The organism is Actinobacillus arthritidis, from assembly GCF_029774155.1.
In the GTDB taxonomy this organism is placed as follows: domain Bacteria; phylum Pseudomonadota; class Gammaproteobacteria; order Enterobacterales; family Pasteurellaceae; genus Actinobacillus; species Actinobacillus arthritidis.
In genome coordinates, this window is the sequence record NZ_CP103833.1 from 1,533,830 (window position 1) to 1,553,108 (window position 19,279).

General features: G+C 39.1%; 19 protein-coding genes and 1 pseudogene. 7 read left to right on the forward strand and 13 right to left on the reverse strand.

The features are described 5' to 3' along the window. The first annotated feature begins 71 nt into the window (after nt 1–71). A complete protein-coding gene (locus tag NYR89_RS07115; RefSeq protein ID WP_279445277.1) occupies nt 72–3,620 on the forward strand; it encodes an autotransporter domain-containing protein in 3,549 nt (1,182 codons plus the stop codon). Between the two features lie 80 nt (nt 3,621–3,700). Here the strand turns inward: NYR89_RS07115 and NYR89_RS07120 are convergent, their stop codons facing one another. The 8 genes and pseudogenes from NYR89_RS07120 to NYR89_RS07155 all read right to left on the reverse strand — a co-directional run bounded on the left by NYR89_RS07120 (nt 3,701) and on the right by NYR89_RS07155 (nt 9,922). Then, on the reverse strand, nt 3,701–4,618 hold the full coding sequence (locus NYR89_RS07120; protein WP_279445278.1) for a DMT family transporter: 918 nt from the start codon (nt 4,616–4,618) through the stop codon (nt 3,701–3,703). Nucleotides 4,619–4,635: 17 nt separating this feature from the next. Beyond that, nucleotides 4,636–5,568 (reverse strand): DMT family transporter, encoded by a 933-nt coding sequence (locus NYR89_RS07125; RefSeq protein ID WP_279445279.1) that lies wholly within the window; start codon nt 5,566–5,568, stop codon nt 4,636–4,638. Nucleotides 5,569–5,647: 79 nt separating this feature from the next. Beyond that, entirely contained in the window at nt 5,648–5,905 is a 258-nt protein-coding gene (gene rpmA / locus NYR89_RS07130) for a 50S ribosomal protein L27 (protein ID WP_005621788.1), read from the reverse strand. A 20-nt stretch (nt 5,906–5,925) separates the two neighbouring features. Then, on the reverse strand, nt 5,926–6,237 hold the full coding sequence (gene rplU / locus NYR89_RS07135; RefSeq protein WP_005618624.1) for a 50S ribosomal protein L21: 312 nt from the start codon (nt 6,235–6,237) through the stop codon (nt 5,926–5,928). Nucleotides 6,238–6,590: 353 nt separating this feature from the next. Further along, nucleotides 6,591–7,005 (reverse strand): annotated as a pseudogene (locus NYR89_RS07140) (DoxX family protein). Nucleotides 7,006–7,213: 208 nt separating this feature from the next. Beyond that, the gene (locus NYR89_RS07145) at nt 7,214–7,765 is read right to left on the reverse strand and encodes an NADPH-dependent FMN reductase (RefSeq protein WP_279445280.1); all 552 of its coding nucleotides are present in this window, start codon (nt 7,763–7,765) and stop codon (nt 7,214–7,216) included. Nucleotides 7,766–7,906: 141 nt separating this feature from the next. Beyond that, complete coding sequence (locus NYR89_RS07150; protein WP_279445281.1) at nt 7,907–8,965, reverse strand: NAD(P)-dependent alcohol dehydrogenase; 1,059 nt, start codon at nt 8,963–8,965, stop codon at nt 7,907–7,909. 111 nt (nt 8,966–9,076) lie between these two features. Then, nucleotides 9,077–9,922 (reverse strand): patatin-like phospholipase family protein, encoded by an 846-nt coding sequence (locus tag NYR89_RS07155; protein WP_279445282.1) that lies wholly within the window; start codon nt 9,920–9,922, stop codon nt 9,077–9,079. A gap of 248 nt (nt 9,923–10,170) precedes the next feature. On the opposite strand from NYR89_RS07155, the gene ispB reads away from it, so the two are divergent. From ispB to mutM, 6 genes are all read left to right on the forward strand, one after another. Further along, on the forward strand, nt 10,171–11,166 hold the full coding sequence (gene ispB, locus NYR89_RS07160; RefSeq protein WP_279445283.1) for an octaprenyl diphosphate synthase: 996 nt from the start codon (nt 10,171–10,173) through the stop codon (nt 11,164–11,166). A 36-nt stretch (nt 11,167–11,202) separates the two neighbouring features. Continuing rightward, nucleotides 11,203–11,946 (forward strand): epoxyqueuosine reductase QueH, encoded by a 744-nt coding sequence (locus NYR89_RS07165; protein WP_279445284.1) that lies wholly within the window; start codon nt 11,203–11,205, stop codon nt 11,944–11,946. A 64-nt stretch (nt 11,947–12,010) separates the two neighbouring features. Beyond that, the gene (fabD, locus tag NYR89_RS07170; RefSeq protein ID WP_279445285.1) at nt 12,011–12,946 is read left to right on the forward strand and encodes an ACP S-malonyltransferase; all 936 of its coding nucleotides are present in this window, start codon (nt 12,011–12,013) and stop codon (nt 12,944–12,946) included. A gap of 54 nt (nt 12,947–13,000) precedes the next feature. Next, complete coding sequence (fabG, locus tag NYR89_RS07175; RefSeq protein ID WP_279445286.1) at nt 13,001–13,726, forward strand: 3-oxoacyl-ACP reductase FabG; 726 nt, start codon at nt 13,001–13,003, stop codon at nt 13,724–13,726. A 270-nt stretch (nt 13,727–13,996) separates the two neighbouring features. Beyond that, nucleotides 13,997–15,280 (forward strand): branched-chain amino acid transport system II carrier protein, encoded by a 1,284-nt coding sequence (gene brnQ, locus NYR89_RS07180; protein WP_279445287.1) that lies wholly within the window; start codon nt 13,997–13,999, stop codon nt 15,278–15,280. A gap of 59 nt (nt 15,281–15,339) precedes the next feature. Continuing rightward, on the forward strand, nt 15,340–16,161 hold the full coding sequence (gene mutM, locus NYR89_RS07185) for a bifunctional DNA-formamidopyrimidine glycosylase/DNA-(apurinic or apyrimidinic site) lyase (protein WP_279445288.1): 822 nt from the start codon (nt 15,340–15,342) through the stop codon (nt 16,159–16,161). A 52-nt stretch (nt 16,162–16,213) separates the two neighbouring features. Here mutM and NYR89_RS07190 read toward each other — a convergent pair whose 3' ends face one another. The 5 genes from NYR89_RS07190 to tatA form a co-directional block, all read right to left on the reverse strand. Continuing rightward, nucleotides 16,214–16,576: a DUF4870 family protein gene (locus NYR89_RS07190; RefSeq protein ID WP_279445289.1), complete on the reverse strand. Its 363-nt coding sequence runs from the start codon at nt 16,574–16,576 to the stop codon at nt 16,214–16,216. 72 nt (nt 16,577–16,648) lie between these two features. Continuing rightward, the gene (gene hemB, locus NYR89_RS07195; RefSeq protein WP_279445290.1) at nt 16,649–17,668 is read right to left on the reverse strand and encodes a porphobilinogen synthase; all 1,020 of its coding nucleotides are present in this window, start codon (nt 17,666–17,668) and stop codon (nt 16,649–16,651) included. A gap of 60 nt (nt 17,669–17,728) precedes the next feature. Beyond that, a complete protein-coding gene (gene tatC / locus NYR89_RS07200; RefSeq protein WP_279445291.1) occupies nt 17,729–18,475 on the reverse strand; it encodes a twin-arginine translocase subunit TatC in 747 nt (248 codons plus the stop codon). Next, a complete protein-coding gene (gene tatB / locus NYR89_RS07205; protein ID WP_279445292.1) occupies nt 18,465–19,049 on the reverse strand; it encodes a Sec-independent protein translocase protein TatB in 585 nt (194 codons plus the stop codon). Before tatB ends, tatC begins: the two co-directional genes overlap by 11 nt. 3 nt (nt 19,050–19,052) lie before the next feature. Then, entirely contained in the window at nt 19,053–19,277 is a 225-nt protein-coding gene (tatA, locus tag NYR89_RS07210; RefSeq protein WP_279445293.1) for a Sec-independent protein translocase subunit TatA, read from the reverse strand. Nucleotides 19,278–19,279 lie beyond the last annotated feature (2 nt).

Genomic DNA, 19,279 nt, shown 5'->3' on the forward strand with positions numbered 1-19,279 from the left:
GCAAAGAAAAAATAGCGATAAAGTATAATGTATAAATTTTTAATCTAAGAAATATCTAGGGAAAAATTTATATGACATTTACGAAAAATCGTATTGCACTAGCAATTTTATTTGGCATACCTACGGTTTCAGTCGTGATGCCTACTGTAGCAGTAGCACAATCTCGCTTTGATGTTACGGATCAGTTGCAATTCCAACAGGCATTAAATGCCGCAAAAATTAATCAAACACTTACAGTTATTTCGCTGTTAAATGATATTGTAATTTCCACTTATAACACAGCGGCAAATGATAAAAGAGCTTTACCATTAGAAATGGGCAATGTCACCATTGAAGGTAACAATCGTTCATTAACCGTGCGTGCGGCTCCGATTTCTTTAACCGGTAATGTTGTAATGAGTAATCTCAAATTAATTTTACCACCTGCTACCGGGGAAATTAATCTTGACGTCACCGCCAAAAGTCAGGAAGAAGTCACACAATTTATTTATCAAAACGGCAAAGATCTCACGCTCAATAATGTTGATACTCAAATCAACCAAAATGCAAAGAGTCTTGCAACGATTGTGATGGGTAACGGCACAGATACATCTGGTGAAGGTAATGGTACATTAACCTTAAGCGGTGTTGTTGGAAAACCACATTTTACCAAAGTAAAAGAAGTGATTGCAGGTAATACGAATAATAAGGAAAAAACTACCGCATCAACAATCAATATTGAAGAAAATGCCGATGTTAGCACTATTACTTTTGGTAAAGAAGCGAATCCGGTGAGTGGCTCAGTTGTTGTTAATAGTGATAATAATAGTGTTGATGTATTCCAAGGTGGAAGTGCAACAAATACCACAGTTAATCTCAAAAAGGCTAATGAGGCAACAATTAAAGACATCAAAAATGTTACGGTTGAAACGAAAAAAGCTATCTCTGCTAATCAAATTAGCAATGTAGACACACTCACATTAAAAAGTGGTGCTGTCGTAACAGCAACGGCCGCAACAACACCTCTTACGATCAATAAAATTGTTTCGGAGGGCAACAATGAAGTGAGAATTTCACCAAACAATGAAATTCAGCTCACCGAGGGCGTGACTGATAATAATCTGAAAGTGTCCCTTACTGGAGCCGGTATTATTAACAAGCCGTATGTAACTATTTCGGACGATAAGCCGGACAATGTTACGGTTGCCGATACTAACAACGGTACATTTGAATTTAAAGATAAAGCCTTTAAGTTAATTGATACTCAACAAACGACAGATATTACCGTACCAGTTATTCGATTCGAGAAAGATACAAATAATGATGGAGTCTTAACCACTAACGAAGAAGCATCCAATACGACAAATATCACGATTTCTTTTAATGAGCCTGATCAGCTTTACGGTGATGAAACAATTGAAGTTGTGATCATTCGAAACGGTAAACAAGAAACAATCCCAGTAACATTAGAGGATCATGATTACCATAACCCAATCACCATACCGATTTCAAGAAATGAAAAAGAAGCGGTAGAGATTTTTGCCGTTACTAAGGATCCGAAAAACGTAAGATCGCCGAAATCATCAACACTTACTATAAATGCGAAGAATATTACTCCACCTACTCCGGTAGAACAGAGAAACGGAAGTTCTGTAACCGCCGAAACTAAACCGGCTATTACAATTGAACAGCAAAATGGAAGTAGTTTAACCGCCGAGGCAAAACCGGAAATCGCTATTGTTCAGAAAAATGGAAGTGGCGTAACCACTGAGACTAAACCGGAAATTGCTATTGAACAGCAAAACGGAAGTGGCGTAACTGCTGAAGCTAAACCGGAAATCACTGTTGAACAGCAAAACGGAAGTGGCGTAACTGCTGAAGCTAAACCGGCTATTACTATTATTGAACAGCAAAATGGAAGTTCTGTTACTACCGAAGCTAAACCGGCGATTACTATTGAACAGCAAAACGGAAGCTCTATTACCACCGAAGTTAAACCGGCTATTACTATTGAACAGCAAAACGGAAGTGGCGTAACTGCTGAAGCTAAACCGGCTATTACTATTATTGAACAGCAAAATGGAAGTTCTGTTACCACCGAAGCTAAACCGGCGATTACTATTGAACAGCAAAATGGAAGTTCTGTTACCACCGAAGCTAAACCGGCGATTACTATTGAACAGCAAAATGGAAGTTCTGTTACCACCGAAGCTAAACCGGCGATTACTATTGAACAGCAAAATGGAAGTAGTTTAACCGCCGAGGCAAAACCGGCTATTACTATTGAACAGCAAAACGGAAGTGGCGTAACTGCTGAAGCTAAACCGGAGATTACGATTGAACAGAAAAACGGAAGTTCTGTAACCACCGAAGTTAAACCGGCTATTACTATTGAACAGCAAAACGGAAGTTCTGTTACCACCGAAGCTAAACCGGCTATTACTATTGAACAGCAAAATGGAAGTAGTTTAACCGCCGAGGCAAAACCGGAAATCACTATTGAACAGAAAAATGGAAGTAGTTTAACCACCGAGGCAAAACCGGCTATTACTATTGAACAGCAAAACGGAAGTTCTGTTACCACCAATACGAAACCTGAAATTACTGTTGAAAAACAAAACGGAAGTTCTGTAACCGCTGAAGAGAAGCCAACTACAGAAACACCTGTTGTTCAAACAAAAGGAACCAGCGTAACTACAGAAGAAAAACCGACTATAGCGATTCAAATTGAGCCGGATAATAGTAAAACATTAGTCCTATTAGAAAGCCAGCGTATTGCAAATATACCGTTATCAAATCTTGCAACTCAAACACATGATATAGCAACTATCAGTGCCGATTTGGCTCAAGCTGTGATTGAGAAATTCCCTGAAAACGGTAATAACTATCGTGTTTGGTCGAAAAATACCTTAGCAAATAGTAAACACTATGCGAATTTCCATAAAGGTTACGAAAGTGATAGTTTCCGCACTCAATTAGGAATTAGCGGCTTAATCAATGAACGTACTCAGGTGGGTTGGATCCTAAACGATATGCGTAGCGATAACGATTTTGCCGATAATGCGAAAAGCGAAAATAAATTCTTAATGAGTTCTATTTTTATGAAATATCAAACACCGACCGGAAACTTTGTCGCGATTGACGTTGGATTAGGCCGTATTAAAAATGAGCTTAAAACAAATGGCGAAGAAATTGACTTACGCCGTAAGGTATGGCAAGCCGGCTTAACATTCGGTAAAGAGCTTAAATGGAAGCAAATTGAAATCACACCTAAAGCAGGTATCCGTTATAGCCATTTAGAATCCGCAAATTACCAGCTTAATGGTAATCAAATACAAGAGGAAGCGGTCGGATTTGTTAGTTATCTTGTAGGATTGGATGCAGGTTATCGTTTTAACCTAGCAGAACATTACAGCCTAAAACCTTTTGTATCCTTAGAGCATTGGTGGAATAAAGGTAATAGCGATGTAAAAGTGAACGGTTATAACTTCAATTTTAACGCAAGTAACCAATACCACTACCTCGGTGGTCTTGAGTTTGCCTATAAAAACTTTAAACTCAAAGCATCTGCTGGAATCACTAATGGCTCACAAATGGCGAAGCAAAATCTAGCAAGATTACATTTAAGCTACGATTTTTAATCTAACTTCTTCTCCTAAAACGAAACGGATATTCATCCTACTGAATATCCGTTTTTTATCTCTACAAGCGGTTTATTTCTCTACTTTTTTACCCATAATTTATCCCCTACCGCGACCAGCATCGCACCGATAACAACAATAAATGCACCAATATAACTCATTAAATTCATATCAGGATTAGCAAATGTATTTGGGAAAAAATAATGTCCGATAAAAGCAAAAATCATCGTAAAAACCGGAATCATTGTCGTTACAACGCTGACTTTTGACGTATCCCAATGATTTAGTGCTTCTCCATAAGCACCATAACCAATTAACGTATTACAACAGCAATAAATAAAACAAATTAACGGAAAACCGCTTAGTTGTGTTAATTGACTCGGTGTTGAAAGCGGTGCAAGTAACAAACCACAACCGATATAAATAATCATTAAGACTTGTTGTGAGCTTAACTTTCTGAGTAATAATTTCTGTGCAATACCATATATAACCCAAATTGTACTGGCTCCTGACCCAAGTAAAATGCCTAAAGCATAACTATCAAATTGTAAGATTTCATCAAAATGATCATTAAAGAATGCAATCAAGCCAATAACTAACAGTATAAAGCCGACTTTTTGGAACAATTTTAACTGTTCTTTAAAGAATAAAATTCCACATAGAATCATTGTAAAAGGAGCTAATTGCCATAAAACCTGGTCGGTAGTCGGTGAAATATAATTAAGTGCATCAGCAAATAATACAAAATTAGTGGATAAACCGATAACGCCTAAACATACCCATCCCCAATCTTTTAAACTCAATTTCGCTAATTTTGGCAAACGACGAGTGAGAAATAAAACCAACATTAATACAATAGCGGCAACTACAAAACGGCTCCATACCAATGTTTGTGCATCGACATATTTTAATACTTGCTGTGCCATCATCGGTAATGATCCCCATGTCGCCGTTGCAAGTAATGCTAAAGAAAATCCAAGTAGAGGTCTTCGTGTCATCATTTATCCTTTATCTTTTATCTTTTACGTAATTGATTACGATAAAACAATTTATGACCGACAGCGGAAATCATCGCTCCGGAAACGACAGTAATCGCACCAATATAACTTAAACCGTTCAGATCCGGTGCTTCAAATAATTCTGGCGAAAGAGAGTGACTTAATGCAGTAAGCATAATGGTTAGAATCGGGATTTGAGTCATCATTAAACTTACTTTAGACACTTCCCAACGATTTAATGCCTCGGCATAACAGCCGTAGGCAATCACCGTATTAATACCACAAAAGCCTAACCAGCCCCAAGCGGCTAAATCTAATTTAGCTAATTCTCCCATATGTGCAAAAGGCGTAAATACCAAAGTACAACCAAAATAAATCAGTAACAAAATTTGTTGTGAACTAAAATTCGCCAACATTATTTTCTGTGACAAACTATAACCAATCCAAATTAGGCTGGCACAAATGCCCAATAATACACCATACGCATAGCTATTCATTGCCGCCAAATCAGCAAAACGGTTATTAAAAAACATCACCAAGCCAATAACAACCAGAACGAAACCGATTTTTTGATGAATACCGATCGTTTCTTTAAACAACACAACACCGAGTGCAATCATTACAAATGAAGAAAGTGGACTAATAACCTGGCTGGTTGCCGCCGGAATATAATTTAAGGCAAGATTAAATAGAAAGAAGTTACAAGATAATCCAATGACCCCCACCAACCATAACCAACGATATTGGCGAAAGAAAGCGGTCAAATTCGGTAGTTTTTTTGCAAAAGCGAGTATGGCGAAAACGCCGAGAGTTGCGACTAAGAATCTAAACCAAACAATCGTTTGAGAATCTAGTGATTTTAAGACTTGTTTAATCGCAAGCGGTAGCATTCCCCACATCAAAATGGCTATTAAAGAAAATAAAAAGCCAAGTAAGGGTTGTTGTTTCATAGATTTTTATGAGCTTGAAAAAAGGTAACAAAAAACCCCACATTCGTGGGGTTTTATTTCAAATCTTTATTGAAATGAATTACTCAGCAACGATGCTTACGTATTTGCGATTTTTCTCGCCTTTCACTTCAAATTTAACTTTACCGTCAGCAGTTGCGAATAAAGTGTGGTCTTTACCCATACCAACATTGCTACCAGCGTGGAATTTAGTACCACGTTGACGAACGATGATGCTACCTGCTAATACAGATTCGCCACCAAAACGTTTAACACCAAGGCGTTTAGCTTCAGAATCACGACCGTTACGAGTTGAACCACCAGCTTTTTTAGTTGCCATCTACTTGATCTCCTCTGAAATTATGCTTGAATCCCAGTGATTTTCACTTCTGTGAACCACTGACGATGACCTTGTTGTTTACGGCTGTGTTTACGACGACGGAACTTAACGATTTTAACTTTATCGCCACGACCTTGTGCTACAACTTCAGCCACTACTTTTGCACCAGCAACTACTGGTGCACCAATTTTAACATCTTCACCGTTAACGACCATTAACACTGAGTCAAATTCAACTTTCTCACCAGTTGCAATTTCAAGTTTCTCTAAACGAACTACTTGACCTTCGCTTACTCGGTGTTGTTTGCCGCCACTTTGGAAAACTGCGTACATATTTACTCCGCTAATTTGTGCCAATCGCTTCTGCTTAGGCACTCTTAAATTCATATAAAATAGGTGGTCAATTCTACGCAAAAACAAGCTAAAGAGCAAGAATGTTTTGCAGAAAAATTAAAAAATTTCCGGGTTATTTTCTCTTTAAATCACTTTTTCGGAAAAAAGCACAAAATAAGCGACAATCTATTTTTGAATTGCAACTAAATCGGCAATCATTTCAAGATGCTTTCTGTTTTTACGAGCTACCACCCTCGTGATTTTTGGATGTTTGGTATTATAACAAAAAAGCGGTCAAATTCTGCAAATTTTTGCAAAAAATGACCGCTTCCCGTTTTTAATTGCTAAAAGGCTTATTTGTTAGCATTTACACGTTTATTATCTAATGCAAATGCACCCGGACCAACAAATACTAATAAGAAGAATACAACAGAATATAATAATGCTAATTCGCCTTTGTTTACTAACGGTAGAGCAATATCTGCTTGCTGTTGCATGCATAAAGAAATAAGCGTATGCCATCATACCTGAGAGTAAAAATGCCACAGGACGAGTGAATAGGCCTAAAATTAATAGAATACCGCCACCGATTTCTAAGATACCGCCGATACCATACATTGACATTAACGGCACTGAACCGTTACCGCCGGTCATTGACACCGGAAATTCAAAGAATTTTGCCGTACCGTGTAATAAGAACATATATCTTGCTACAATGCGTAACAATGCTAATGCGTATGGAGTAAATTTCGCTAAGTTAGAGTTCATTTTGCTTTCCTTAAAAAATTAAATTGAATCATCAAGATTTGATAGGTTTATTCTATACTAATCATTTTTTGAAATAAATAGCATATTTATAAATAAACTATTTCATTTAAGTAAATAATATCTTACTCAATCTAAAAAGCGGTTATTTTTGCAACAAATTTTACAAAATAACCGCTTGTATTAAAGTAATGAGAAGAGAATATTGCGACTAGAATTTAGCAATAAAATCCGCATAGCTGTCGATAAAACCTTTTAACGTACCTAATACTGCTTCAGATACAATTTCACCTTGTTCATTTAGCACGCCGTTAAATACACCACCTACGTTTGCCGCAAATGGAGCAACCGGCATATTAATAAAACTGCCTGAAGCCACTACACGTAATTGATCTGCCGCACGCACGCCACCAGACATACCTGTCGCAACTGATACGATACCTGCCGGCTTACCAATCCATAAACTTTGTCCCATCGGGCGTGAACCTACGTCAATCGCATTTTTCATCATTGCTGACATTCCACCATTGTGTTCAGGCGTTACAAATAAGAAGCCGTCAGCTTGTGCGATTTCTGCACGGAAACGGTTATATTCTGCCGGACTATTTTCATCTAAGTCACGATCATATAACGGAAGATCGGCAATATTAACGAAATTTAACTGGATATTTGCTGGTGCGATAGTTTTTAAATGATTCGCAACCACTTGGCTGATTGATGTTTTACTGCCGCTACCTACTAATACTGCAATTTGTTTTGTCATAAAAGTCATATCCTTACATATAAAAAAAGAATGAATAAAAGTTTCGAATGTTATTCTACTCTTATTCATTCCGCTGACTAGATAGTAAATAATGAATAAACTATTTACTTTTAAGAAATAATGACTAGATTAATTCAAAGATTAACCCTGTTTTAGTGATTGCATATCGATCACAAAGCGATACTTCACATCCGATTTCAGCATACGCTCATAAGCCTGATTAATATTTTGAATATCAATCATTTCCACATCAGAGGTAATACCGTGTTGGCCACAGAAATCCAACATTTCTTGCGTTTCTTTAATGCCGCCGATTAATGAACCTGCCACAGAACGTCGTCCCATAATAAGTGGAACGGTGCTAATGCTTGGCTCTAAATCGCCGACTAAGCCGACAAGTACAATCGTACCATTTAATGTTAGTGTATTAATATACGGTTTCAAATCGTGTTGATAAGGTACGGTATCAATGATGACATCAAAAGTATTTGCTACCTGAGCCATTTGTGCTTCATCGGTTGAGATAACCACTTTGTGTGCGCCTAAACGGAATGCATCTGCTTCTTTACCGGCACTACGACTAAATAAAGTGACATCTGCCCCTAACGCATTAGCTAATTTCAATGCCATATGACCTAAACCGCCTAAACCGACAACTGCAACTTTTGTGCCTTTACCAACATTCCAGTGACGCAACGGCGACCAAGTCGTAATACCGGCACACAATAACGGTGCGACCGCTTTCGTATCAAGTGTTTCCGGTACGCTTAAGACGAATTTTTCAGTGACCACGATTTTCTCGCTATATCCACCGAATGTTGTCATACCGTCTTTCGGATCAACTGCGCCATAAGTATCAATACGACCGTTCTCGCAATATTGCTCTAAGCCGTGACGGCAAGGTTCACAATGTTGGCAAGAATCCACCATACAGCCGACACCGACAAGATCGCCCACTTTAAATTTTGTCACATCTTTACCGACTTTGCTTACTCGACCAACAATTTCATGCCCCGGTACGATCGGATAAGTCGAGAATCCCCAGTCATTTTTTGCCATATGTAAGTCCGAGTGGCAAACTCCACAATATAGGATGTCAATCTCCACATCATCTTGGCGAATATCACGGCGTTCAATAATGTGTTTAACTAATGGTGTTTTCGGATCTAATGCCGCAAAACTTTTTACTTGAAATGTCATTTTTGCTTTCCTTTGTGATGAGTTAGAACTTGTAAATTATAGAAAAAATCTGACCGCTCAATTATTAATGAAATCAGAATTAACAATTATTAAAATGAGAATAAAGCGATACTATGTTTCCCCCAAAAAGGCTTTTAATGCTGGTATAAGTGCTTGAGCGTCCTGAATCCCCAAGTTATACATCGCTTTTAATTTATTCGGATCTTTTTCTAAACGGCTAATTGCCAAAGATTGTGATGGACGGATCACAAAAATTTGCTGTTGCTCATTCAGTTTAATTACTTGTTCCACAGATTGATTATATTCAGCATAACGGTTCTGCCAACGCTCGATTAATTTAGGGTATTGACGATAAAACCACTTAAATATTGCGCTAGAACTCGGTTTTTTACGGTAATCTAACGGGCGAGTTAAAACTACAATAATCTTGTTATAGCCTAACTCAATACATTTTTGCAGCGGAATACTGTCAGCAATTCCTCCATCCAGATATTTTTTACCGTCAATTTCCACCATTTTCGAGACCATCGGCATTGCTGAGGTTGCTCGAAACGCTTCCATTTGAGCGAAAGCATCGGTAATTTTTACATATTCCGCTTCCCCGGTTTCTACATTGGTTAGCGTTACCCAAAAATCACATTGTGACTGTGTAAAAGTAGTCTGATCAAAAGGATCAAGCGTAAACGGTAATTCATAAAAGGCAAAATCACGATTCACAATATTACCGGTGGTCAATAAGCTATGCGGCCCCATATAACGTTTATCGCTCAAATACTTGAGGTTATAACGCAATACCCGTCCTTTTTGTTTGGAAGGATAATTAATGCCGAACAATGCCCCTGCCGATACGGTTACTGCTCCGTCAATCTGAATTTGCTCGTCTAAAAAGACATCTAATACTCCGGCGGTAAACATTCCTCGCATTGCTCCACCCTCTAATACTAATCCTACTTTCATCTCAATCTGCTCTTTTATTTAGTTAAATCTATATCATCATATCATTCATAAGGAGAAAGATGAGCTGATCCCATCGTTAAATGTACTGTTCGTACCTCTTCTCCAACCCCATTATTTAAGCGGTTATATTCAAATAAAAACGTGCAAATAATCCTATAAAATTAACCGCTTCTGCCAATTCCTTTTTGAAGCTCATCAGATTTAAGGTAGAATTATAGCCAAATCTTCACATTTGATATGAGAACGCAATGACAACCTTATTAACACTCGAACAAATTCAAGCACTAGCTAAACAAGATATGCAAGCGGTAGATGCGGAAATTCTTGCCCAACTGAACTCAGAAGTTATTCTAATCAATCAGTTAGGTCACTATATTATTGCCGGTGGCGGAAAGCGTATTCGCCCGTTAATTGCCGTGCTTGCCGCTAACGCATTAGGTTATACCGGTAACAAACACGTTACCTGTGCCGCTTTTATCGAATTTGTGCATACCGCAACCTTATTACACGATGATGTGGTTGATGAGTCGGATATGCGTCGAGGTCGTGCAACGGCGAATGCAACGTTTGGCAATGCGGCAAGCGTATTAGTCGGCGATTTTATTTATACGCGTTCATTCCAAATGATGACCAGTGTTGATTCGCTTGAAGTATTAAAAGTGATGTCTCTCGCCACTAATGCACTTGCTGAAGGCGAAGTGCAACAATTAATGAATGTGAATGACCCGAATACTACCGAAGCAAATTATATGCGTGTTATCTACAATAAAACCGCACGCTTATTTGAAGCGGCGACACAATGTGTTGCGATTGTGGCAGGGGTAGAAAAATCGGTTGAAACAGCGTTGAAAGATTACGGGTGCTACCTCGGTACCGCATTCCAATTAATTGATGATATTTTAGATTACTCAGCAAAAGCGGAAAGTTTCGGCAAAAATGTCGGTGATGATTTCGTTGAAGGTAAACCGACTTTACCATTGTTACATGCTATGCACGTTGCTCAAGCGAAGGGTAATCAAGTGCAGGTGGATATGATTCGTTCTGCGATTGAAAACGGCGGAGAACGTGAACAAATTCCAGCCGTATTAGAAATTATGGCGGAACACCAATCACTTGAGTATGCAATGACTCGTGCTAAACAAGAAGCACAGAAAGCGGTTGATGCACTTACAGTTTTACCGGAAAGCGAATACAAACAAGCATTGATTTCTCTTGCTTATTTATCGGTCGACCGTTCGTATTAATAAGCGGTCAAATTTTTAGAATTTTTTACAATTTTTATGACAGAACAAAACCAACAACCTTTAGAACATAAACAGGCGTTACAACAGAAAAAAAAGCTAACACGTAAAGGCAAAGATCCGAACGCACCTTTTGTGCGTGAAAAATTAACGCTTCCGGGCGGACATAACAAATTATTACTGCACTCTTGCTGTGCGCCTTGTTCCGGTGAAGTGATGGAAGCAATCCACGCATCAGGTATCGAATTTACTATCTATTTCTACAATCCGAACATTCATCCGATGAAAGAATATCTGATTCGTAAAGAGGAAAATATTCGCTTTGCCGAGAAATGGGGCATTCCGTTTATTGATTTCGATGATGATTACGAGAATGATCGCCGTGAATGGTTTAAAAAAGCGGAAGGAATGGAATGGGAACCGGAGCGTGGTATTCGTTGTACGATGTGCTTTGATATGCGTTTCGAAAAAGCGGCGGAATACGCACACAATAACGGCTTCCCGGTTTATACCAGCTGTTTAGGTATTTCTCGTTGGAAAGATATGAACCAAATCAACGATTGCGGACATCGTGCGGCAAAATTTGATGATGTGGTTTATTGGGATTACAACTGGCGTAAAAATGGCGGCTCGCAACGTATGATCGAAATCAGTAAACGTGAACGTTTCTACCAGCAAGAATACTGCGGTTGTGTATATTCTTTACGCGATTCGAATAAATGGCGTTTAGAAACCGGTCGTCAGCGTATTGAAATCGGTAAGCTCTATTATTCACCGGATTAACACTATTATAACGGATGCACAAAGTGCGTCTTAAATACCAAATTTACAAATAAGAGGAAAAAATATGTCAAATTTTGCAATGGTATTTCCAGGTCAAGGCTCACAAGCGGTCGGAATGTTAGCGGATCTTGCAACTGCATACCCAATTGTTGAAGAAACCTTTAAACAAGCTTCTGATGTTTTAGGTTACGATCTTTGGGATTTAGTCCAAAACGGTACCGCAGAAGATTTAGGTCAAACACAACGTACACAACCGGCGCTTTTAGCATCATCGGTTGCGATCTATCGTGTGTGGCAACAAAAATACCCTGAATTAAAACCATCTGTAATGGCAGGTCATAGCTTAGGCGAATACTCAGCATTAGTTTGTGCAGGCGTATTAAATTTCCAAGACGCAATCAAATTAGTAGAATTACGCGGTAATGCAATGCAACAAGCTGTACCGGCGGGTACAGGAGCAATGTATGCGATTATCGGCTTAGATAACGAAGCGATTATTAATGCTTGTGAACAAGCTCAAGCGGAAGTCGGCGAAATCGTTTCAGCAGTAAACTTCAACAGCCCGGGACAAGTGGTTATTGCCGGTACAAAAGCGTACGCAGAAAAAGCGGGTGAATTATGTAAAGCGGCAGGTGCAAAACGTGCATTACCATTAGCGGTAAGCGTACCTTCTCACTGTGCATTAATGAAACCGGTCGCGGATAAATTAGCCGAAGCATTACAAAATATCACGTTAAACGCACCGGTTGTACCAGTTATTAATAATGTTGATGTTAGTGTAGAGACAGATGCTGAAGCAATCCACAACGCATTAGTTCGCCAACTTTACAACCCGGTTCGTTGGACTGAGACGGTAGAAAAAATGGCAAACGAAGGTGTTGCAACTCTTTATGAAATCGGCCCGGGTAAAGTATTAACCGGTTTAGCAGGTCGTATCGTGAAAGAGTTAAATGCCAAAGCAGTCAATGACGTGGCTTCATTAGAAGGCTACGCACAGTAATATATAACGGACGCCAAGCATGGCGTCCCTACAATAAATAGGAGCAAGTCAAAAATGCAAGGTAAAATCGCATTAGTAACGGGTGCAACTCGTGGTATTGGTAAAGCTATCGCAGAAGAATTAGGCGCAAAAGGCGCAACCGTAATTGGTACGGCAACATCGGAAAAAGGTGCGGAAAGCATTTCTGCATACTTAGGCGAACACGGCAAAGGTTTAGTTTTAAACGTAACGGATGCAGCTTCTATCGAAGCCGTTTTAGCTCAAATTAAAGCGGATTTCGGTGATGTTGATATTTTAGTAAACAATGCGGGTATCACTCGTGACGGTTTATTGATGCGTATGAAAGAAGACGATTGGTTCGACATTATTCAAACCAACTTAACTTCTGTTTACCGCTTATCTAAAGCAGTTTTACGTCCAATGATGAAAAAAGGCGGACGTATCATTACTATTGGTTCAGTTGTCGGCTCAATGGGTAACCCGGGTCAAACCAACTACTGCGCGGCAAAAGCTGGTTTAGTCGGTTTTTCTAAATCATTAGCAAAAGAAGTGGCTTCTCGTGGCATTACGGTAAACGTGGTTGCTCCAGGCTTTATCGCAACCGATATGACAGACGAATTAAACGAAGATCAAAAACAAGCGATCTTAAGTCAAATCCCAGCAGGTCAATTAGGCTCAGCACAAGATATTGCGAAAGCAGTCGCATTCTTAGCAAGTGATGATGCAAAATACATTACTGGCGAAACTATCCACGTAAACGGTGGTTTATATATGAACTAACCGAAATAAGCGGTCTGTTTTTAACCGAACTTTGCAAGCAACAAAGTTCGGTTTTTTTATTTTCTGAGCAGAAATCATGATAGAACCAACTCTCATTAGTAAACTTCATTGAATTATTAACTAAATAATGATATGTATAGCAACAAGCAGTTAAGGTTTATAAATTTCTTGTAAATTTGGCTGTTTCTTTACCGAGCTGTTTAGGTAATCTATGTTCCTCGCTGTTGCGAGGTTTATTTTTTATATTTAACTATTATTGTGTGTTTCATTATGTCTAAAAATACTTTCGTGGTCGGCTTTATGCTGTTTGCCATTTTCTTTGGTGCGGGTAATTTAATTTTTCCGCCAAAATTAGGATTTGAAAGCGGTGCGGATTTCTGGACTGCGACAATCGGATTTGTGGTTACCGGTGTAGGTCTACCGTTACTCGGTATTATTGTAAGTGCCTCTTATAAAGGCGGTTATAAAGCGACTTTACATCGTATCCACCCATGGTTTTCACTGCTCTTTTTAGTCGCGATTTACTTAACTATCGGGCCTTTCTTTGCTATTCCTCGTACTGCGGCTACTGCTTATGAAATGGCTGTTTTACCGTTTTTAGGCGAACAGACACCGATTTCATTGCTGATTTTCACATCGGTTTATTTTTCATTAGCCATTTGGCTTGGTTTAAATCCATCAAAAATGGTAGAAAGAATCGGCTCAATTCTAACGCCTTTACTGTTAATTTCGATTCTTGCACTTGTCATCAGCGGTATCGTGTTACTTGCTGATAATCCGTCAAGCACTAATGTGATGGAAGCGCCGATTGTAGATGGAATCCTTGCCGGTTATAACACAATGGACGCTTTGGCTTCTGTTGCATTCTCAGTAATCGTAATCAACGCAATTAAAAATAAAGGCTTTACTGACGAAAAAGCCTTGAGCAAACAAACTGCGATGGCAGGCGTCATTGCGGCGGTTTTATTAGCATTAATCTATTTATCTATCGGTTGGATTGGCAATAAATTACCGATTTCTGCGGAACTATTAGCAGATTTAACCGCTAAAAAACAAGATTTAGGTACTTATATTCTAAATGTGGCGGCTCAAGCATTTGGCGATTTCGGTCGTACTGTATTAGGTGTGATCGTTTCGTTAGCTTGCTTAACCACAGCGATCGGTCTGATTGTGTCAGTAAGTGAATATTTTAATGAGATTTTCCCGAAAATTTCTTATAAAACCTATGCCATTATTTGTACCTTAATCGGCTTCGGTTTAGCAAACCAAGGATTAAGTGCGGTAATCAGTAAATCTATCCCCGTATTATTGGTGCTTTATCCGATTGCAATGTCGATAATCTTTTTATTGTTATTAAATTTATTTATTCAATTACCGTTATTAGCATTACGTATTTCACTAATTCTAGTCACGATCGTTTCTATTTTATCAGTCGCAGGTGTCAGCTTAGTTGATAATTTACCGTTAAAAGCCTATTCAATGGAATGGCTACCATTTGCACTCGGCGGTTTAATGATTGGGCTAGTCTGTAACCGCTTTGTTAGCGTAAAATAAAACGATTTGGGCAAGGTTATCCTTGCCCTTTGTTTATCTCAAATCTTTGGAGTCAATATATGCCCGAATTACCAGAAGTGGAAACCAGCTTACGAGGTGTAGAACCTTATCTACACGGCAAAACTATTAAACAGATTATCGTACGAACTAATAAATTACGTTGGGCAATTTCAGATGAATTACAACAAATGCAAGGCGAAAAAATCATTTCTCTCTCTCGCCGTGCCAAATATTTAATCTTACATACGACAAACGGCGATATTCTGATTCACCTAGGAATGTCCGGTTCACTCGGTATTTTACAAGAAAGTCAACAAGTCGCCGGCAAACACGATCACGTTGATCTTATTACTCAAGACGGTACGATACTTCGTTATAACGACCCACGTAAATTCGGTTGTTGGCTATGGATGAAAAATGCAGAACAACACGAGCTGATTACTCGCTTAGGACCGGAACCACTTTCCGAAGCATTTACAACTGAGTATTTATTTACTCGAAGCCGTAACAAAACCGTCGCAGTCAAAAACTTTATTATGAATAACGATATTGTAGTGGGTGTGGGTAATATCTATGCTTGTGAATCGCTATTTATGGCTGGGATTCATCCGGAACTTGCTACGCAAAACCTGACTAAGAAACAATGCGAACGCTTGGCCACAGTAATTAAAGAAGTATTAACTAAAGCGATTATTCAGGGTGGAACAACGCTTAAAGATTTTATTCAACCTGATGGAAAACCGGGTTATTTTGCTCAAGTATTACAAGTTTACGGTCGCAAAGGCGAAGCCTGTAATGACTGTGGAACAATGATTGAAGCAAAAGTGATCGGGCAACGTAATAGTTATTTCTGTCCTCGTTGCCAAAAACTGCCTCGCTAGCTCATTACAAGTGTGAAAAAGCGGTCAAATTTGACCGCCTTTTTGCAACTTACTACATAAACCAGCCGGTTGGTGTCACCGATTTGTTATCCAATAATTTTATCGCACCGTAAATCACTCGGAACACATACCAAATACTTACCGCCCAAATCACCAAAATACCAATGCCGATAAACGAAAGTATCATTCCCAAAACAAAGCCAGCTAATGTTCCCCAAAACGTACGAATGAGAAAACGCATATGATCATAATATGCTGTGCCTTGCATATCTTCACGTTTAATATAAGCCATTATCACACCGGCAATCGCCGGTAAACCGCCGAAAATAATACCTAAGCCGAATAAGCCGTATGTGATATACATCACGGTACGTAATGAATCATTCGACGGTTGAAGAGAAAATTGTTCGTTCATTTATATCTCCTAAAAAAGTAACGGTTAGACTGAAGCATTTACAAAAAATTCCTCAAATCTAACCGCTTGTGATTATTGGTGATTATCTTCGTATAACCATTTCGCCACCGTTTTAGCGAAATAAGTTAAGATACCGTCCGCTCCCGCGCGTTTAAAGCAAAGCAAACCTTCCATTACGCATTCACGTTCTTTTAACCAACCGTTTTGAATTGCCGCCATATGCATTGCATATTCACCCGATACTTGGTAGGCAAAAGTCGGTACGCCAAAGGTTTCTTTTACACGCCATACCATATCCAAATAAGGCATCCCCGGTTTTACCATCACCATATCCGCCCCTTCTTGAATATCCATTGCCACTTCGTGTAAACCTTCGTTTGCATTCGCCGGATCAACTTGATAAGTAAATTTATTACCGCCTTTTAAATTACCTGCCGAACCGACCGCATCACGGAACGGGCCGTAATAATTTGACGCATATTTAGCCGAATACGCCATAATTTGCGTATTGATTAAGCCTTTTGCTTCAAGTGCTTCACGAATTTTACCGATACGACCGTCCATCATATCGCTTGGAGCAACAATATCCGCACCGGCTTCTGCATGAGAAAGTGCCTGTTTTACCAATACTTCGGTCGTAATGTCATTTAACACATAACCTTCTGCATCAATAATACCGTCCTGCCCATGAGTTGTGAAAGGATCTAACGCCACATCGGTCATCACACCTAATTCCGGATATGCCGCTTTTAATGCACGTACTGCACGTTGTGCTAAACCTTCCGGATTATAGGCTTCTTCCGCCATGAGCGATTTTTTAGATTCACCGGCAACTGGGAAAAGTGCAATGAGCGGCACACCATATTTAACCAATTCCCCCGCTTCAATTAAAAGCTGATCAATCGTTAAACGTTCCACGCCCGGCATTGATGGCACTTTTACACGCTGATTCTCACCTTCGATCACAAATACCGGATAAATTAAATCTCCGGCAGTCAATTGATTTTCCGCCACTAAACGACGACTAAAATCATGTTTACGTAAACGACGCATACGGCGAGTGGGAAATGAAGTGTTAAGATATTGAGCCATAATTTCTTCCTAATTTTGCAAATTTTAATAAAAAATAACCCGCTTGTGAGCGGGTTTAGATTAGTTAGCGATAGTTTCCTCTTGCTCATCTGTCGGCTTATAGAACTTCGAGAAAAACAACCCGACTTCAAATAGCAAACACATCGGAATAGCTAAAAGTGTCTGAGAAAAAATATCCGGCGGTGTTAATAACATACCGATCACAAATGCCGCCACAATAATATAAGGACGTTTTTCACGCAAATCATTAGCAGATGTTACACCAGACCAACATAATAAAATTATCGCAACCGGTACTTCAAAACAAATACCAAATGCTAAGAAAATAGTCAGTACGAAATCCAAATAGCTACTAATATCGGTTGCCATTGTTACCCCTTCCGGAGCGGTACTGGTTAAGAAACCGAATACCAATGGGAACACGACATAGTAAGCAAATGCGACACCTAAATAGAATAATAATGTACTTGAAACCAATAGAGGGTAAATTAATCGTTTCTCATGCTTATATAATGCAGGAGCAACAAATGCCCAAATTTGGTAAAGAATAAAGGGAACCGATAAAAATACCGCTACAACACCGGTCAACTTAATCGGAGTAAAAAATGGTGTAGCAACGTTAGTTGCAATCATAGTCGCACCGGCCGGTAAATTTTCAGTTAACGGCGTGGCGAGCAAGGTATAAATATCATTTGCCCAATAAACTAAGGCACAAAAAACCACAAGCACACAAATAAAGCTACGCGGCAAGCGATTTCTTAATTCAACAAGGTGACTAATCAGAGGTTGGGATTGTTCAACTGACATTCTGTTTATCCTGTTGTGTTGTTCCTGATGAGGTTGGGGTTGCTAAATCATCGTCAGGCGGATAATAAGTCGCAAACTGCGATTCGTCCAATTCAGCCTGTTCTGCAATTTCAGCCGGAGATAATTCCACTTTATCCTGAGCAGATTCATTATCAGCAAGCGGTTGATTTTCCAGATTTTTTTGTGATTCCGACACAGCAATTTGCTGTTCTTCTTGCTCTATTTTCGCTTGAATTTCAGCAACTTGCTCATCTGTCAGTTTGGTAATCTCACCTTTTGCCGATGCCAAATCAGCCTGCATTTGTTGTGCAGATTGTTTTAAATCTTCCACTGTCTTACTTAATTCAGGTGAAAGTGAACTTAAATTTAATGCTTCCGCTTTCTTAATGCTTTCTTGAAGCTCTTGTAATTTGAGTTCTTGTGCTAATTCATTCTGCACATTTGCGGCTAATCCACGAATTGTACGAACCCAGCCCATTACGGTACGAATAGCAACGGGTAAACGTTGCGGACCTAGCACAACCAGCCCCACAACGAAAATCAGTACTAATTCAGAAAAACCTATATCAAACACAATCTATGCCTGCTCTTTTTCTTTTGCTTTTTGTTCGGTAGTCGCAGCTTCTTTTGCTTCTACTTTCTCAAAACTTGCATCTTGTGGTTTTTCATCTGCCATTGCTTTTTTAAAGCCTTTGACTGATTCTCCTAAATCCGTACCTAACGTACGTAATTTTTTTGTACCGAATAATAAAACGATAATTGCTACAATAATAAGTAATTGCCAAATACTGATACCACCCATAA

Excerpts from the sequence above, each read along its gene's own strand:
- NYR89_RS07115 (WP_279445277.1), top strand. The coding sequence starts at position 72 with ATGACATTTACGAAAAATCGTATTGCACTAGCAATTTTATTTGGCATA.
- NYR89_RS07120 (WP_279445278.1), bottom strand. The coding sequence starts at position 4,618 with ATGACACGAAGACCTCTACTTGGATTTTCTTTAGCATTACTTGCAACG.
- NYR89_RS07125 (WP_279445279.1), bottom strand. The coding sequence starts at position 5,568 with ATGAAACAACAACCCTTACTTGGCTTTTTATTTTCTTTAATAGCCATT.
- rpmA (WP_005621788.1), bottom strand. The coding sequence starts at position 5,905 with ATGGCAACTAAAAAAGCTGGTGGTTCAACTCGTAACGGTCGTGATTCT.
- rplU (WP_005618624.1), bottom strand. The coding sequence starts at position 6,237 with ATGTACGCAGTTTTCCAAAGTGGCGGCAAACAACACCGAGTAAGCGAA.
- NYR89_RS07145 (WP_279445280.1), bottom strand. The coding sequence starts at position 7,765 with ATGACAAAACAAATTGCAGTATTAGTAGGTAGCGGCAGTAAAACATCA.
- NYR89_RS07150 (WP_279445281.1), bottom strand. The coding sequence starts at position 8,965 with ATGACATTTCAAGTAAAAAGTTTTGCGGCATTAGATCCGAAAACACCA.
- NYR89_RS07155 (WP_279445282.1), bottom strand. The coding sequence starts at position 9,922 with ATGAAAGTAGGATTAGTATTAGAGGGTGGAGCAATGCGAGGAATGTTT.
- ispB (WP_279445283.1), top strand. The coding sequence starts at position 10,171 with ATGACAACCTTATTAACACTCGAACAAATTCAAGCACTAGCTAAACAA.
- NYR89_RS07165 (WP_279445284.1), top strand. The coding sequence starts at position 11,203 with ATGACAGAACAAAACCAACAACCTTTAGAACATAAACAGGCGTTACAA.
- fabD (WP_279445285.1), top strand. The coding sequence starts at position 12,011 with ATGTCAAATTTTGCAATGGTATTTCCAGGTCAAGGCTCACAAGCGGTC.
- fabG (WP_279445286.1), top strand. The coding sequence starts at position 13,001 with ATGCAAGGTAAAATCGCATTAGTAACGGGTGCAACTCGTGGTATTGGT.
- brnQ (WP_279445287.1), top strand. The coding sequence starts at position 13,997 with ATGTCTAAAAATACTTTCGTGGTCGGCTTTATGCTGTTTGCCATTTTC.
- mutM (WP_279445288.1), top strand. The coding sequence starts at position 15,340 with ATGCCCGAATTACCAGAAGTGGAAACCAGCTTACGAGGTGTAGAACCT.
- NYR89_RS07190 (WP_279445289.1), bottom strand. The coding sequence starts at position 16,576 with ATGAACGAACAATTTTCTCTTCAACCGTCGAATGATTCATTACGTACC.
- hemB (WP_279445290.1), bottom strand. The coding sequence starts at position 17,668 with ATGGCTCAATATCTTAACACTTCATTTCCCACTCGCCGTATGCGTCGT.
- tatC (WP_279445291.1), bottom strand. The coding sequence starts at position 18,475 with ATGTCAGTTGAACAATCCCAACCTCTGATTAGTCACCTTGTTGAATTA.
- tatA (WP_279445293.1), bottom strand. The coding sequence starts at position 19,277 with ATGGGTGGTATCAGTATTTGGCAATTACTTATTATTGTAGCAATTATC.